Source organism: Dickeya poaceiphila (assembly GCF_007858975.2).
GTDB lineage: Bacteria > Pseudomonadota > Gammaproteobacteria > Enterobacterales > Enterobacteriaceae > Dickeya > Dickeya poaceiphila.
On sequence record NZ_CP042220.2, the window covers coordinates 980,469 to 995,250 of the forward strand.

Consider the following 14,782-nt stretch of genomic DNA (forward strand, 5'->3'; position numbering starts at 1 on the left):
TAGCCGTCAGAATTCACCTGTTGACTGAATGTGAGACAATCGCTATGAAACAAAAATCATTGATGCTGAGCGCGCTGGCGCTGAGTCTGGCGATGGCTGTGGGGACGCTACCAGGCACTGCCGCCGCCGCAGAATCGGTATCGTCATCCGGTGCTCAGTTACCCAGCCTGGCACCGATGCTGGAAAAAGTGATGCCATCGGTGGTGAATATCTCTGTGGATGGACATACCTCTGCCAGTCAGGGGGCCAAAGTACCGCCGCAAATGCAGCCTTTCTTCGGTGAAAATTCGCCGTTTTGTCAGGACGGCTCGCCTTTCCAGTCATCGCCGATGTGTCAGGGTGAAGACGACGATGATGAAGGTGGTGGGAGCGCGCCACAACAGGCATTCCAGGCGTTGGGCGCTGGGGTTATTATCAACGCCGCCAAAGGGTATGTGGTGACCAACAATCACGTGGTGGAAAATGCCGATAAAATTCAGGTGCGCCTCAATGACGGTCGCAAGTATGACGCTAAGGTGATCGGCAAAGATCCTCGCTCTGATGTGGCGCTGATTCAATTGAAGGACTTCCGCAATCTGACCGAGATTAAAATGGCGGACTCCGACCAACTGCGCGTGGGGGATTACGCCGTCGCCATCGGTAACCCTTACGGTCTGGGAGAAACCGCCACGTCAGGGATCATCTCCGCGCTAGGGCGCAGCGGCCTGAATATTGAAAACTATGAAGACTTTATCCAGACTGACGCGGCCATCAACCGGGGTAACTCTGGTGGCGCGCTGGTTAACCTTAATGGCGAGTTGATCGGCCTGAATACGGCGATCCTCTCACCGAGCGGCGCCAACACTGGGATCGGTTTTGCTATTCCCAGCAATATTGTGAAAAACCTGGTTAGCCAGATAGTTGAATACGGCGAGGTCAAACGTGGCGAATTGGGGATTTTGGGTACTGAGCTGAATTCCGATATCGCTAAAGCCATGAAGGTGGATGCCCAGCGTGGGGCGTTCGTCAGCCAGGTGCAGCCCAATTCCGCCGCCGCTAAAGCCGGTATCAAAGCTGGGGATGTGATTGTGTCGATGAACGGTAAATCGATCAGCAGCTTCTCTGCGCTGCGTGCGCAGATTGGTTCGTTGCCAGTAGGCAGCAAACTGACGTTGGGACTGATTCGTGAAGGTAAGACGATGACGGTGGACGTGATGCTGCAACAGAGCACGCAATCTCAGGTGGCATCCGGCAACCTGAACTCCGCGATTGAAGGGGCTGAGTTGAGTAATACCCAAATCGACGGTCAGAAAGGCGTTAAGGTTGATAAGGTGAAACCCAATTCCGCGGCGGCAAAAATTGGCCTGAAACCTGATGATGTTATCCTCGGTGTCAACCAGCAGCCGGTAGAAAATATTGGTGAGCTGCGCAAGATCATCGACAGCAAACCGCCGGTACTGGCGTTAAACATTCGACGCGGCAACAGCGATCTCTACTTGTTGATTCAATAAGTTGACTGTCGGCATGGCCCGGTGTTTTGACACCCGGCCATGCCACTCCCTGCCTGTTCTGTGATTTCTTCCACACTTTTTGCGTGATTTTCCGGTTTTTGTTCATTTGCACAATGTCTGGTGTAATCTCCGGCGTTATGCTGGTGCGGTTGTCTCCATTCCTTGAGGTTGATATGGCGTCATACCACCTGAATAATAAACTGGCACAGGAGATCGTCGCCCGCACAATGAAAATCATTGATAGTAATATCAATGTGATGGATGCGCGTGGGCGAATCATTGGCAGTGGCGACCGGGAACGTATTGGGGAATTGCATGAAGGTGCGCTACTGGTGCTGTCGCAGGGACGGGTGGTGGATATTGATGACGCCGTCGCGCGTCATCTGCATGGCGTTCGGCCCGGCATCAACCTGCCGTTGAAAATTGACGGTGAAATCGTCGGTGTGATTGGTCTTACCGGTAATCCCGGTCAGTTGCGCCAGTACGGTGAGCTGGTGTGCATGACGGCGGAAATGATGTTGGAACAGGCGCGGCTATTGCACATGCTGGCGCAGGATAGCCGCTTACGGGAAGAGCTGGTGCTGAACCTGATTCGCGCCGATGAGCTGTCACCGGCGCTGATGGAATGGGCGCAGCGTTTGGGTATTGATCTCAATCAGCCGCGAGTGGCGGCAGTGGTAGAGGTAGATAGCGGTCAACTGGGTGTGGATTCAGCGATGGCGGAGTTACAGCAATTGCAGACGTTGCTGACGACACCAGAGCGCAACAATCTGATTGCTATTGTCTCGCTGACGGAAATGGTGGTGCTGAAACCGGCGCTCAATAACCATGGGCGCTGGGATGCGGAAGAACACCGTCGGCGTGTTGATACGCTGTTATCACGTATGGAAGAAAGTAGCCGGTTACGGGTGCGGGTCGCCCTGGGAAATTATTTTACCGGGCCTGGCAGCATTGCCCGTTCTTATCGCACCGCCCGTACTACCATGAGCGTCGGCAAACAGCGAATGCCGTCGCAGCGCAGCTATTTCTATCAGGATCTGATGCTGCCAGTGCTGCTTGATAGCCTGCGTGGTGGCTGGCAGGCTAACGAACTGGTGCGTCCGCTGGCCAGACTAAAAGCAATGGACAGCAATGGCTTGCTACGCCGCACCCTTAACGCCTGGTTTCGCAACAATGTGCAGCCGGGGGTGACCGCTAAGGCGTTATTTGTGCATCGCAATACGCTGGAATACCGGCTAAATCGCATATCCGAACTCACCGGGCTGGATCTGGATAACCTTGATGATCGGCTGTTGCTGTATGTCGCGCTGCAACTGGATGAAGAACAGTAATGCTTATATGCCCGTCCTACTTCAAGTTGCAGATAAGCGAAAAAGGGGGGATGGCTGTTGGCAAACCTGTCGTTCACCTTAGATTAAAATGCATTACTTAAGCGAAAATAATATAACCCGAAAGTATAAATTATCTCGAAACAATATTTTTTACCTCCTGCCTTATCCTCTATTGTCCCTCCCATAGATAAAACCGGAAACAGTGGCGTCGCTTAGCCGCTGTGCCGATTCGTATGATGGCTGGATGCTATCGTCTGGGGTTCTTTTGATAGCCTGCGCCGTTACTCGGTAGGCTAGGGGAGTAATAATAATGTCAATGCGTCGTTTACGATGGTCTCTGGCTACTGCCGCGTTGTTATTTTCGGGCATGGCGTCTGCCGCTACGGAATTATTGAATGTGTCCTATGACCCGACCCGCGAGTTTTATCAGCAATATAATGCGGCGTTTATCAAGCACTGGAAAGAAACCAGCGGCGAAACGATTTCTGTCAAAAATTCCCACGGCGGCTCAGGCAAACAAGCGCGTTCTGTCATTGACGGCTTGCAAGCGGATGTTGTGACGTTGGCGTTGGCAGGTGATATTGATGCGCTCAATCTGAATCAGCCGTTGATTGACCCTAACTGGCAGGCGCGCCTGCCGGACAACAGCACACCTTATACTTCCACCATTGTGTTTCTGGTGCGTAAAGGCAATCCGAAACACATTAAGGACTGGGGCGATCTGATTAAACCTGACGTGCAGGTGATTACGCCGAACCCGAAAACCTCCGGTGGTGCGCGCTGGAATTTCCTGGCGGCATGGGCCTATGCCAAACACCTGCCAGGTGGAACGGATGAGAGCGCGCAGAAATTCGTGACCGAGCTTTACAAACATGCGCCAGTACTGGATACCGGTGCGCGTGGTGCGACTATCAGTTTTGTACAGCGTCAACTGGGCGATGTGCTGATTGCCTGGGAAAATGAGGCGTATTTATCGCTGAAAGAGCAAGGGGGCGACCAACTGGAAATTGTTACGCCGTCCTTGTCCATTCTGGCAGAACCGCCGGTAGCGGTGGTCGATAAAGTGGTAGATCGCAAAGGAACGCGCAAACAGGCAGAAGCCTACCTGAACTACCTCTACAGCGACGAAGGGCAGCGTATCATCGCGCAGAATTTTTACCGCCCACGCAATGCGAAAATTGCCGAGGAGTTTACATCCCAGTTTGCTCCCGTGAAGCTGGTGACTATCGATGGTGAATTTGGCGGCTGGAAAAACGCGCAGCCCAAGTTCTTCGATGATGGCGGCGTGTTCGACACCATCTTTAATCAGATTAATAAATAAACGGTCCGTTGACCGCCAAAACCGCCTCCAACGGGGCGGTTTTGACACGTTAGTTGCCTGAGCGGGCACGCTATGTATTTTCATTGAAAGGCTTGTTATGTCACGACGTATTTCACCGGTCATTCCCGGTTTTGGCCTGACTCTGGGGTTTAGCCTTACCTATCTGGGATTGCTTGTGCTGATCCCGCTGGCCGCCATGTTTTTGTACGCCAGCCAACTGACGTTGACCCAGTTTTGGGATCTTATCACCAGTCGTCAGGTGCTGTTTTCTCTGAAATTATCCTTTGGTTCTGCACTGACGGCGGCATTCGTCAATGGCATTATTGGAACGCTGCTGGCCTGGGTGCTGGTGCGTTATACCTTTCCCGGTCAGAAGATTATCGATGCGATGATCGATATGCCGTTTGCCTTGCCTACTGCTGTAGCGGGGATTGCGCTGACGTCGCTGTATGCGCCGCACGGGTTGATCGGTTCGCTGTTTCCGTTTCGCATTGCCTACACGGGGATTGGCATCACGCTGGCGCTGATTTTTGTCACCCTGCCGTTTGTGGTCCGTACGTTACAGCCGGTACTGGCGGATATTCCCAAAGAAGTGGAGGAGGCTTCCGCTTGTCTGGGGGCCAGCCCCTGGCAGACTTTCTGCCATGTTCTGCTGCCGGCTATTTTGCCTGCCTGGTTGACCGGGTTTGCACTGGCGTTCGCACGCGGTGTGGGGGAGTACGGCTCGGTGGTATTTATTGCCGGTAATATTCCATTCAAGACGGAAATCTTGCCGCTGCTGATTGTCTCCAAACTGGACCAGTATGATTACAAGGGCGCGACCGGTATCGGCGTGTTCATGCTGGTGGTCTCTTTTATCATGTTGTTGCTGATTAATCTGCTGCAACGGCGTATTCAACCGAAGTTATAAGGGATGAGTATGGAGCACAGTATTTCTGCACCTGTGACGGAGCGCCCGCTCGCTGCTAAACGACCGACAACCTTCTATGTACTGACAACGTTGGCGTGGTTGGTGTTTGTGCTGATTTTGGTGCTGCCGTTGGTCATGGTGGTGACGCAAGGGCTGCATAACGGCATTAGCGCATTTTGGCGTGCTATCAGCGAGCCGGATGCGGTGTCTGCGCTCAAACTGACGCTGCTGGCAACGGTTATTTCAGTACCATTGAACATGATCTTCGGGCTGGCTATCGCCTGGTGTGTAACCAAGTTTGAGTTTCGGGGCAAAGCGCTGCTGCTGGCATTGCTGGATTTACCCTTTTCCGTATCGCCGGTAGTGACGGGTTTGATGTATGTGTTGCTGTTTGGTGCGCAGAGCAAGCTGTATCCATTCCTGACTGAACATAATCTGGAAATTGTCTATGCCGTACCCGGCATCGTGCTGGCGACGATGTTCGTCACCCTGCCGTATGTGGCGCGTGAACTGATCCCGTTGATGGAACAGCAGGGCAGTCAGGAGGAAGAAGCAGCCAGATTACTGGGGGCCAACGGCTGGCAAATGTTCTGGCACATCACTTTGCCGAATGTGAAATGGGCGTTGATTTATGGCGTGGTGCTGTGTACTGCCCGTGCCATGGGCGAGTTTGGCGCTGTGTCGGTGGTATCGGGCCATATTCGCGGCCTGACTAACACCTTGCCGTTGCATATTGAGATTCTTTACAACGAATACAACATCGTTGCGGCGTTCAGTGTAGCGATTTTGCTGCTGGTGATGTCACTGGTGGTGCTGTTGCTGCGCCAATGGAGTGAAGCGCATTTGTCGAAACAACATGAGAAACAACAGGAGCTGACCGGTAATGAGCATTGAAGTTCACAACGTTAACAAGCAATTTGGTCAGTTCCGGGCACTCAACCAGATCAATTTGTCGATTCAGAGTGGTGAACTGGTGGCGCTACTGGGGCCGTCTGGCTGCGGTAAAACTACGTTGTTGCGTATTATCGCCGGTCTGGAAAAGCCGGATAGCGGCAACATCGTTTTCCACGGCGAAGACGTGTCGGGGCATGATGTGCGCGACCGTAATGTCGGCTTTGTTTTCCAGCATTATGCGCTGTTTCGCCATATGACCGTGTTCGATAACGTAGCGTTCGGATTGCGCATGAAACCGAAGGCGATACGGCCATCTAAGCGGGATATCGAGACAAAGGTGCGCGAGTTGCTCAATATGGTGCAACTGGAGTGGCTGGCGGATCGTTACCCTGAGCAGTTATCTGGCGGACAGCGCCAGCGTATTGCACTGGCACGGGCGCTGATTGTGGAGCCACGCATTCTGCTGCTTGACGAGCCATTCGGTGCGCTTGATGCCAAAGTACGTAAGGAACTGCGCCGCTGGTTATCGCGTCTGCACGAAGAAATCAACCTGACATCGGTATTTGTCACCCATGATCAGGAGGAAGCGATGGAAGTGGCTGACCGTATCGTGCTGATGAACAAAGGTGTGATTGAACAGATTGGCACGCCTGATGACGTGTATAACCGTCCGGCTACCGAGTTTGTTTACAATTTCCTGGGGGACAGCAACCAGCTGAAACTGGCAGGGCATGATCAGGCTATTCAGTTCCGTCCGCACGAAGTGGCGCTGTCGAAACAGAAACAGGCCGACTTCCAGCCGGTGGTGGTTAAGGATATTCGTCCGCTGGGGGCACTGACCCGGCTGGTACTGAAGGTTGATGGCGATAATGAACTGATTGAAGCGGAAGTGGCGCATGATGATGCGGTGTTGAACGATTTACACCGTGGTGATGTCGTGCAGTTCAAACCGAAGCGTTATAACCATGACTGGGAAATTTGAGCATAAAAAAACGCCCGTCAGGGTAATGCCAGTCACTTAAGGTGAGAGAGCGTTCAGAATTCTGTGTCACGTTAAAAATTCTACAACGTCATCACGTTATTTAGTCGCCCTTCAAAATAAATGGCCAACTGTGACAATGTCAAATTCCAGCTCTGGATGGGCATTGTCCATTTTTCCTGTGCGTTCATCGGCCCCAGATAAAGCAGCTTCAACAGACTGTTTTCATTCGGGAAAGCACCTTTGGTTTTGGTCAGCTTCCTGAACTGTCTGTGCACCGATTCGATAGCATTTGTGGTGTAAATGACTTTGCGGATATTTGCCGGATAGCGGAAGTACGCTGACAGATTGTCCCACTTGCGTCGCCACGACTGGAGCACCACCGGATACTGCAACCCCCATTTCGCTTCCAGCTCATCCAGTGCCATTTCGGCCGCTTCTTTTGACACTGCACGGAGACTGGCTTCAGGTCGGTCATGAAGGCTTTATGGTGCTTTGAGGCCACATATTTAATCGAATTGCGTATCTGATGAATGATGCACAACTGCACTTCCGTCTGCGGATAAATGCTGTTTATTGCCTCTGGGAAGTCGGTCAGCCCGTCCACGCAGGCAATCAGAATGTCTTTAACACCGCGATTTTGCAGGTCGCTTAATACCGACAGCCAGAAGTTAGCCCCCTCACTTTCTGACAGATACAGGCCCAGAACTTCCTTTTTACCTTCCAGATTCAGGGCCAGCACGGTGTAAACCGCTTTGCTCTGATAGCGGCCATCTTCCCGGATTTTATAGTGAATAGCGTCCAGCCAGACGAAGGGATAAACCTGCTCCAGCGGGCGCTGTTGCCACTGTTTTAGTTCAGGGATGACTTTATCGGTTACTGCACTGATGGTAGCAGTGGACACGCTGAAGGCCTATAAATCTTCGATCTCCCGGCTAATGTCCTGATAGCTCATCCCCAGTGCAAACAGGCGAATGATCTTGTGTTCGATCTCGTCGGATAACGTGGTCTGATGTTTTTTCACCAACTGGGGTTCAAAAGTGCCATTACGATCGCGCGGAGTCGCCAGTTCGAAGCTGCCCGTCGGGGCTTTAATGGTCTTTTTGCCGGAGCCATTTTTACGGTTAGCTTCAACGTCCTGAGCCAGATGTGAGTCCAGTTCCGCAGACAGGGCAGCTTCCGTTAACTGTTTGATTAAAGGCGTTAAGATACCATCTTTGCCCGTTAATGCCTGACCAGACTGGAGGGCTTTAAGCGCTTTATCGAAATCGAAGGGCTGGGACATATGTCATTCCTTTTTGATTGTATATTACCGGAATGACACAGAATTTCTAACACTCCCTAAGGTGACTGGCATTGTTTTTAAAAGGGTATTTGGGCTTTTTTTGCCTCACTTCTCTTTCATACTCCCGCTCCCGTCTCGGCGGCAGTTTCAGCATCGCGGCATTGCTGTAGAAGTGCTTCAGGTGTCCCGGCACTGCTCCCGGTGAGGACCATGGCAGCCCGATTAACAGCCGCATGATTTCTGCCACCGAACCGCTGAAGCTCAGCTGATACGGCAGATAATCTCCTTTCAGGCTGAACGCCATTTTCACCATCTGATACCGCACCAGGTTGTATGTCAGCAGTATCCCCCACAGCTCCTGTCTCACCATCTCCGGTAATTTACTTCTCAGCGTCCAGCGGTTGCCGCACAGGAACTGCTTCGCCTCACGATACCCCAGTTCGATTTCCCACCGGTGTTTGTAGAGTTCTGCTATGTCTGCCGCCGGGTAACGCATCGCGTCCGTCATCGATGTGACAACCTGACGTTCCACACCGTTAACCTTCCTGCTGATTAACCGGACAGTGAGCTCATCCGGCAGACCTTCCCACTGTTTTCTTGCCTGTGGCGAGGTCTTCAGCGTTATCAGTTCATCCTGCCTGCCCAGTCTGCGTATCACCTCATACTGCGTGCCCTTTTTCAGCGGCAACAACCAGTGGCGGTTCTCACCTGCCCTGTGCCAGTCATGCAGCAGGCCTGTTGACCAGAAGCCCCTGTCGAACAACGTCACGCTATTATCCGGTGCCTGCTTTGCCAGTCCTGCCGCCAGCCGCATCTCATTAACGTCATACCGGCCCATCACGCTGGCGCGCAGCAGGTGACTGCTCAGTTCCATCAGACACACCATGCGGACCTGCGGGAAGCCTTTTTCACCGTACTGATTTTCCGCTTTCGCGAAGGCAGCGGCATTTTCCGGTGTGTCGGGCGTTCGCCAGACCACGCCATCAACGGCGTTCAGCGTCAGCCCGTTCCAGAGCGGATGCCGGGATTCTTCATGCCAGTGCTGTTGTGTCAGTTCGAACAGCACTCTAATGGCATCCTCACCCAGCGTTTTGCGGCGGGCAATGACGGAGCTGGGTGCGGTAAAAGGTCTGCCAGTCCGGTCAGCGATGTCCATCAGATTGACGATATGGGACACAGGCTTGTTGTTGAAAATAGCCATACCTATAACCAGCCAGACCATGGATTCGAGGGGAAGCTTACGCTTACGTAGCGTCACGGTATCCGTGAGGGTAAAGGCCTGCTGAATAAGGTCGGGGGAAAGGAGGTCGGCAAGACTCTGAACTTCATCGGGAGCGGTAAGATTGATAATGCCGAGGGCCTGTGAAAGTTCCATTAAAAAGGGTCCATGTGAAGACATGAACCCTTTTTACATCAGCCACCGGATCGGTCAACCGATCCTTAAACGATCGGCATTACCCGTCAGGGCGTTTTTTTCAGGTATACCAGGCAATTAACGGTAGTCTTCGTTCGATGCCACAGAATAGCGGCCACTGCCCAGTAGCATGATGACCAGACTGCACAGGAAATAAAACGCTTCCCCTTCCAATCCCCATGCACCGACGTTAGTAATAGTGAACACTTTGCCCAGTGTGACCAGCAGCGTTGCAACCAGCAGATTAAATGCCACTACTGCGGCAGAAATACGGGTGAACACGCCAAGGATAATCAGGATCGGAGCCACAACTTCGCCGATGTAGGCACCGTAGGCAATAAAACCGGGTAAACCATGTTGTGCCAGCATCCCAGAAACCCAGCCTACGCCGTGTTGAATTTTAGCAACACCGTGGAATAGCAACAGAATGCCGACGGTCAAACGTAGCAGCAGTTTGCCGCCGTCCGGATGGTCGGTTAAACCGGTAAAGAACTTATTGGTTTTTACTATCATTGTCTTACCCTTAATTCAGGAATAGGTTTTATTGTGATGCTAGTGTCATCTTTTGGCGGCAGAATAAAAAACCAATACATTTGACCCTCCTTATCAAAAATTTTGCGTCATAGGTCTGTTGGTTTTAAAAATCGATAGGAATCCGGATTAAGAGGGATGTGAATTATTGCGAGGGATGTTAGCCCCCTGAGCGGTACAGAAGAATCGGGGGAGCAGCAGTAAAAGTCGTGAGAAAAAGGAAATAAGGCGTAGAAATATTATCTGGCGATAACGTAGTAAAAATAACTAAGAATATTTCAGGCGAATTGACCGGCGTGGTCAGGGTAATTCTCACCTGAACGACATCGTGCGCTTATGAAATGTCAGTGTGAATAATAGCGAAAGGTGATTTATTTAGCGGTGGTGGGTCGTGCAGGATGACTCGGCCTGTGGCCTCGCCCTTCGGGCCAGCGCGATGCGCTGTTGTCTCGCTTCGCTCGACTCGAACCTGAACGCAGGTTCTCACCTGCACAACATCGTGTGCCTATGAAACGTCAGAGTGAGTAATTGGGGAAGGTGATACATTTAGCGGTGGTGGGTCGTGCAGGATTCGAACCTGCGACCAATTGATTAAAAGTCAACTGCTCTACCGACTGAGCTAACGACCCGCAGAAGTGGTGGGTGATGACGGGATCGAACCGCCGACCCCCTCCTTGTAAGGGAGGTGCTCTCCCAGCTGAGCTAATCACCCACTTCTGTACTTCATTATCGTAAGAAGATAGCTGGTATGAGAGTGGTGGGTGATGACGGGATCGAACCGCCGACCCCCTCCTTGTAAGGGAGGTGCTCTCCCAGCTGAGCTAATCACCCAATCTCAATTCTTCTTACTTTACACAGCGCGACACTCTATGAGTGGTGGGTGATGACGGGATCGAACCGCCGACCCCCTCCTTGTAAGGGAGGTGCTCTCCCAGCTGAGCTAATCACCCCCGCTGTGTGGAGTCGCATTATAGGGATACTTGACTATGAGTCAACGCTTTTTAAAACGAAAATGGTCGTTCGTTGTAAAATTAGTCGATGTGCCGTATTTCTGGGCGTTAGCGTTGAATCCCTACGCATTTTAGCCAGAAGAGACCGGCCTCGACGCGGTTATGGCGTTGAGGAATCGGGGGGGAGTGATAGAATATTGCCCACATTTAAACAGGCTGTGTCTCGCGCTGACAGCGCGCATCCTTGATGGCGGGGCACAGTTCGGAATCCTGGTTGGTGTTAACCGACCGTTGCTGTCCAATTAAGGCCGTAATCCCAATGAAAATCAAAACCCGCTTTGCGCCCAGCCCGACTGGTTATCTTCATGTTGGTGGTGCTCGTACCGCCCTGTATTCCTGGTTGTTTGCCCGTCATCATGGCGGTGAGTTCGTTTTGCGTATTGAAGATACCGATCTGGAGCGTTCGACCAAAGAGGCGATTGACGCCATTATGGATGGCATGAACTGGTTGAATCTGGACTGGGATGAAGGCCCGTATTATCAGACCAAACGTTTTGATCGTTATAATGCGGTTATTGATCAGATGCTGGAAAATGGCACGGCCTATAAGTGTTATTGCTCCAAAGAGCGCCTGGAAGCGCTGCGTGAGCAGCAGATGGCTAACGGTGATAAACCACGGTATGACGGCTGCTGCCGGGATTCTCACGAACATCACGCCGATGATGAACCGCATGTGGTTCGCTTTCGTAATCCGCAAGATGGTTCAGTGATCTTTGATGATCGTATTCGTGGTCCGATTGAGTTCAGCAACCTTGAGCTGGACGATCTGATCATTCGCCGTACCGATGGGTCGCCGACCTATAACTTCTGTGTCGTGATCGATGACTGGGATATGGGGATCACCCACGTAATCCGTGGTGAAGACCATATCAACAATACACCGCGTCAGATCAATATCCTCAAAGCGTTGGGCGCGCCGGTGCCGGAATATGCACACGTTTCCATGATTTTGGGCGATGACGGCAAGAAACTGTCCAAACGTCACGGCGCGGTAGGCGTCATGCAGTATCGTGATGATGGCTATTTGCCGGAAGCGCTGCTCAACTATTTGGTACGCTTGGGGTGGGCGAATGGCGATCAGGAAATCTTTTCTATTGATGAAATGAAGCAGCTGTTCTCGCTGGATGCCGTCAGCAAATCAGCCAGTGCTTTTAATACCGAAAAGCTACAGTGGCTGAACCATCACTATATTAACCATCTGCCGCCGGAGTATGTGGCGACTCACCTGTCCTGGCATATCGAGCAGGCTGGCATTGACACCCGCACTGGTCCACAGTTGAGCGAACTGGTGACGTTGCTGGGGGAGCGCTGTAAAACGCTGAAGGAAATCGCCGAATCCTGCCGCTACTTCTATGAAGAGTTTGCTGAGTTCGATGCCGATGCCGCGAAGAAACACTTGCGTCCGGTAGCGCGTCAGCCGCTGGAATTGGTGCGCAGCAAGCTGGCGGACATCACTGACTGGACGCCGGAAAACATTCATCATGCTATTCAGGGTACTGCCGACGAGTTGCAGCAGGGGATGGGGAAAGTGGGGATGCCGCTGCGAGTCGCGGTAACCGGTGCGGGTCAGTCTCCAGGTGTGGATGTGACGGTACATGCGATTGGTCAGTCTCGCACATTGCACCGTATTGATCGGGCATTGGCGTTTATCAGTGAGCGTGAAGCCCAGCAATAATAATTGAAGCAAGTTTGTGAGTAATGAAAACCCTGGCAAGCCAGGGTTTTTTACTCTCAGCCATTACTATCTTTTTGAACGATGGCGATGGTTTTTAACTGGCGGCCTGTACCTTGCGTATCAGGCATTGAGTGCCTGATTCAGATCGTCCAGCAAATCTTCTATCGCTTCGATACCGACCGACAGGCGAATCATTTCAGGTTTGACGCCTGCCTTAGCCTGTTCTTCCGGCGTCATCTGGCGATGCGTAGTTGAAGCCGGGTGGCAGGCCAACGATTTGGCATCGCCGATATTGACCAGCCGTTTAAAAATTTTCAGTGCATCATAGAAGCGTACGCCCGCGTCGTAGCCGTCTTTCAGGCCAAACGACAGAATGGCGGATGGCGTACCTTTCATGTATTTCTGTGCCAGCGCGTAATGCGGGTGATCTGGCAAGCCGGCATAACTGACCCAGGCCACGCTGGGGTGTGATTGCAGGTATTGCGCGACCTTTTGGGCGTTTTCCACATGGCGTTCCATACGCAGAGAGAGTGTTTCCAGACCTTGCAATAATAAAAAGGCATTCATGGGTGCTAGGGCCGAGCCGGTATTGCGCAGTGGAACGGTGCGAGCGCGGGCAATAAAAGCGGCAGGGCCGAATGTCTCGGTATAGACCACGCCATGATAAGCCGGTTCGGGGAGGTTCAGGCCCGGAAATTTTTCTGGGTATTGGGTCCAGGGGAATGTGCCGGCATCCACAATGACGCCACCCAGCGAGTTACCGTGGCCACCAACATATTTGGTGATCGAGTGCACTACGATGTCTGCACCGAATGCAATCGGTTTGCATAGTACCGGCGATGCTACGGTGTTATCCACGACCAATGGCACCCCATGTTGATGGGCAACCTGTGCCAGCGCTTCGATATCGACAATGTTGCCAGCAGGATTGCCGATACTCTCACAGTAGACCAGCCGGGTTTTATCATCAATCAGTTTTGCGATGGCTTCAGGCGAATCATCCGCAGCGAAACGAACTTCCACCCCAAAACTTGGCAACATGTGGGCAAACAGCGTATAGGTGCCGCCATATAATTGCGGGGTTGACACAATATTGTCGCCCTGACGGGTCAGCGTTTGAATTGCATAAGTAATGGCGGCGCTCCCAGCGGAAACCACCAATGCCGCAATCCCGCCTTCCAGTGCCGCCAGCCGTTGTTCCAGCACATCGTTGGTGGGGTTCATAATCCGTGTATAGATGTTACCCGGTACAGCGAGGTTGAATAGATCCGCACCGTGTTGTGCATTGTCGAATTCAAATGCGACATTTTGATAAATCGGCACGGCCACGGCTTTGGTAACAGGGTCGGAAGTAAAACCATGGTGTAGGGCGAGTGTGGCGTCTTTCATATCTGGAAAACTCCGGCAATATATAGAAGAGATGACGCATTGTTGGTTTTTTTTGAAAAGTAAGAAAAACTTTTTTTGCATAAGCTAATACCAAACGCGCTTGATTTGCTGTGGTTTTGGCGTCTGAGATAATGCGTGTTTTGTCGTATGTGCCATCCTTGTGCTACGTTGACGGCTTTTTCAGCGGTTGATCGGATAAATAGATTTTGGCGTTGACAGGGTTAGGGGGGTTGCATATCATGCGACCCGTTCACACGATACAGTGTCGATACGGGGCTATAGCTCAGCTGGGAGAGCGCTTGCATGGCATGCAAGAGGTCAGCGGTTCGATCCCGCTTAGCTCCACCAAACTTTCATCCCATACAAGTTTGGTTGTTGACAGTATCATCATATGTGGGGCTATAGCTCAGCTGGGAGAGCGCTTGCATGGCATGCAAGAGGTCAGCGGTTCGATCCCGCTTAGCTCCACCATATTCCCTCGCAATGTCTTCCTTTTTATTTCCTTGACGATTAAATCGATCTTATTTTTCACATTTATTTTTTTACATTTCTG

At 52.0% G+C, this 14,782-nt stretch carries 9 protein-coding genes, 6 tRNA genes, 1 other RNA gene and 2 pseudogenes; 9 read left to right on the forward strand and 9 right to left on the reverse strand.

The window, feature by feature from the left end; translation table 11 throughout:
- Window positions 1–44: 44 nt before the first annotated feature.
- From degP to Dpoa569_RS04370, 6 genes and pseudogenes are all read left to right on the forward strand, one after another.
- A complete protein-coding gene (degP, locus tag Dpoa569_RS04345) occupies window positions 45–1,490 on the forward strand; it encodes a serine endoprotease DegP (RefSeq protein ID WP_042872201.1) in 1,446 nt (481 codons plus the stop codon).
- Between the two features lie 173 nt (window positions 1,491–1,663).
- Window positions 1,664–2,821, forward strand: a complete 1,158-nt coding sequence (locus Dpoa569_RS04350; RefSeq protein WP_042874046.1) for a CdaR family transcriptional regulator — start codon at window positions 1,664–1,666, stop codon at window positions 2,819–2,821.
- Window positions 2,822–3,137: 316 nt separating this feature from the next.
- Entirely contained in the window at window positions 3,138–4,142 is a 1,005-nt protein-coding gene (locus Dpoa569_RS04355) for a sulfate ABC transporter substrate-binding protein (protein ID WP_371810598.1), read from the forward strand.
- A gap of 97 nt (window positions 4,143–4,239) precedes the next feature.
- The gene (gene cysT, locus Dpoa569_RS04360) at window positions 4,240–5,052 is read left to right on the forward strand and encodes a sulfate ABC transporter permease subunit CysT (protein WP_042872199.1); all 813 of its coding nucleotides are present in this window, start codon (window positions 4,240–4,242) and stop codon (window positions 5,050–5,052) included.
- Window positions 5,053–5,061: 9 nt separating this feature from the next.
- On the forward strand, window positions 5,062–5,946 hold the full coding sequence (cysW, locus tag Dpoa569_RS04365; protein ID WP_042872198.1) for a sulfate ABC transporter permease subunit CysW: 885 nt from the start codon (window positions 5,062–5,064) through the stop codon (window positions 5,944–5,946).
- A pseudogene (locus Dpoa569_RS04370) lies at window positions 5,936–6,853 on the forward strand (sulfate/molybdate ABC transporter ATP-binding protein); the annotation flags it as partial. The gene cysW and the pseudogene Dpoa569_RS04370, both read left to right, overlap by 11 nt.
- A gap of 155 nt (window positions 6,854–7,008) precedes the next feature.
- Here the strand turns inward: Dpoa569_RS04370 and Dpoa569_RS04375 are convergent.
- The 8 genes and pseudogenes from Dpoa569_RS04375 to Dpoa569_RS04410 all read right to left on the reverse strand — a co-directional run bounded on the left by Dpoa569_RS04375 (window position 7,009) and on the right by Dpoa569_RS04410 (window position 11,105).
- Window positions 7,009–8,210 (reverse strand): annotated as a pseudogene (locus Dpoa569_RS04375) (IS256 family transposase).
- A 46-nt stretch (window positions 8,211–8,256) separates the two neighbouring features.
- On the reverse strand, window positions 8,257–9,585 hold the full coding sequence (locus Dpoa569_RS04380) for an IS4 family transposase (RefSeq protein WP_146411090.1): 1,329 nt from the start codon (window positions 9,583–9,585) through the stop codon (window positions 8,257–8,259).
- A 117-nt stretch (window positions 9,586–9,702) separates the two neighbouring features.
- Window positions 9,703–10,137, reverse strand: a complete 435-nt coding sequence (locus Dpoa569_RS04385) for a DoxX family protein (protein WP_042872196.1) — start codon at window positions 10,135–10,137, stop codon at window positions 9,703–9,705.
- A gap of 400 nt (window positions 10,138–10,537) precedes the next feature.
- Window positions 10,538–10,662, reverse strand: a non-coding RNA gene (locus Dpoa569_RS04390) — RtT sRNA.
- A 46-nt stretch (window positions 10,663–10,708) separates the two neighbouring features.
- A tRNA-Lys gene (locus Dpoa569_RS04395) sits at window positions 10,709–10,784 on the reverse strand.
- A 7-nt stretch (window positions 10,785–10,791) separates the two neighbouring features.
- Window positions 10,792–10,867: transfer RNA gene (locus tag Dpoa569_RS04400), tRNA-Val, on the reverse strand.
- A 43-nt stretch (window positions 10,868–10,910) separates the two neighbouring features.
- Window positions 10,911–10,986 (reverse strand) — tRNA-Val (locus Dpoa569_RS04405).
- 43 nt (window positions 10,987–11,029) lie between these two features.
- A tRNA-Val gene (locus tag Dpoa569_RS04410) sits at window positions 11,030–11,105 on the reverse strand.
- A 319-nt stretch (window positions 11,106–11,424) separates the two neighbouring features.
- On the opposite strand from Dpoa569_RS04410, the gene gltX reads away from it, so the two are divergent.
- Window positions 11,425–12,840 (forward strand): glutamate--tRNA ligase, encoded by a 1,416-nt coding sequence (gene gltX / locus Dpoa569_RS04415; RefSeq protein ID WP_042872194.1) that lies wholly within the window; start codon window positions 11,425–11,427, stop codon window positions 12,838–12,840.
- 120 nt (window positions 12,841–12,960) lie between these two features.
- On the opposite strand, the gene Dpoa569_RS04420 is transcribed toward gltX, so the two are convergent.
- A complete protein-coding gene (locus tag Dpoa569_RS04420; protein ID WP_042872192.1) occupies window positions 12,961–14,229 on the reverse strand; it encodes an O-acetylhomoserine aminocarboxypropyltransferase/cysteine synthase family protein in 1,269 nt (422 codons plus the stop codon).
- Between the two features lie 272 nt (window positions 14,230–14,501).
- Between Dpoa569_RS04420 and Dpoa569_RS04425 the strand changes: the two genes are divergently transcribed.
- Window positions 14,502–14,577 (forward strand) — tRNA-Ala (locus Dpoa569_RS04425).
- 47 nt (window positions 14,578–14,624) lie between these two features.
- Window positions 14,625–14,700 (forward strand) — tRNA-Ala (locus tag Dpoa569_RS04430).
- The last annotated feature ends 82 nt before the right edge of the window (window positions 14,701–14,782 follow it).

What these genes read in the sequence shown, in the direction of transcription:
- degP (WP_042872201.1), top strand. Translation starts at nt 45, where the DNA reads ATGAAACAAAAATCATTGATGCTGAGCGCGCTGGCGCTGAGTCTGGCG.
- Dpoa569_RS04350 (WP_042874046.1), top strand. Translation starts at nt 1,664, where the DNA reads ATGGCGTCATACCACCTGAATAATAAACTGGCACAGGAGATCGTCGCC.
- Dpoa569_RS04355 (WP_371810598.1), top strand. Translation starts at nt 3,138, where the DNA reads ATGCGTCGTTTACGATGGTCTCTGGCTACTGCCGCGTTGTTATTTTCG.
- cysT (WP_042872199.1), top strand. Translation starts at nt 4,240, where the DNA reads ATGTCACGACGTATTTCACCGGTCATTCCCGGTTTTGGCCTGACTCTG.
- cysW (WP_042872198.1), top strand. Translation starts at nt 5,062, where the DNA reads ATGGAGCACAGTATTTCTGCACCTGTGACGGAGCGCCCGCTCGCTGCT.
- Dpoa569_RS04380 (WP_146411090.1), bottom strand. Translation starts at nt 9,585, where the DNA reads ATGGAACTTTCACAGGCCCTCGGCATTATCAATCTTACCGCTCCCGAT.
- Dpoa569_RS04385 (WP_042872196.1), bottom strand. Translation starts at nt 10,137, where the DNA reads ATGATAGTAAAAACCAATAAGTTCTTTACCGGTTTAACCGACCATCCG.
- gltX (WP_042872194.1), top strand. Translation starts at nt 11,425, where the DNA reads ATGAAAATCAAAACCCGCTTTGCGCCCAGCCCGACTGGTTATCTTCAT.
- Dpoa569_RS04420 (WP_042872192.1), bottom strand. Translation starts at nt 14,229, where the DNA reads ATGAAAGACGCCACACTCGCCCTACACCATGGTTTTACTTCCGACCCT.